At 43.1% G+C, this 262-nt stretch carries 1 pseudogene; it reads right to left on the bottom strand.

Annotation, left to right across the window (positions count from 1 at the left end):
• Positions 1-37: 37 nt before the first annotated feature.
• Positions 38-262 (bottom strand): annotated as a pseudogene (gene degU / locus RYX56_RS23190) (two-component system response regulator DegU); the annotation flags it as partial.

Here is a 262-nt window from a genome sequence, read left to right as displayed (position 1 = left end):
CAAAAGTTTTATCATTTCCGATCCTTAAAAATAATCCTTAACGGACTTTCACCCAACCATTTTTGATTGCGGAGATGACAGCTTGGGTGCGGTCATTGACGTTCATTTTTTGCAAAATATTGCTGACATGATTTTTGACCGTTTTTTCACTGATATAAAGAGCATCACCGATTCCGCGATTGCTTTTTCCATCGGCCAGCAGTTGCAGTACGTCACATTCGCGCCGGGTCAATAAATGCAGCGGACGGCGAATTTCTGCAGG

The sequence above is a fragment of the Alkalihalophilus lindianensis genome (assembly GCF_032843265.1).
GTDB classification, from domain to species: Bacteria; Bacillota; Bacilli; order Bacillales; family Bacillaceae_D; genus Alkalihalophilus; species Alkalihalophilus lindianensis.
This window is presented reverse-complemented; position numbering and strand designations above follow the sequence as displayed.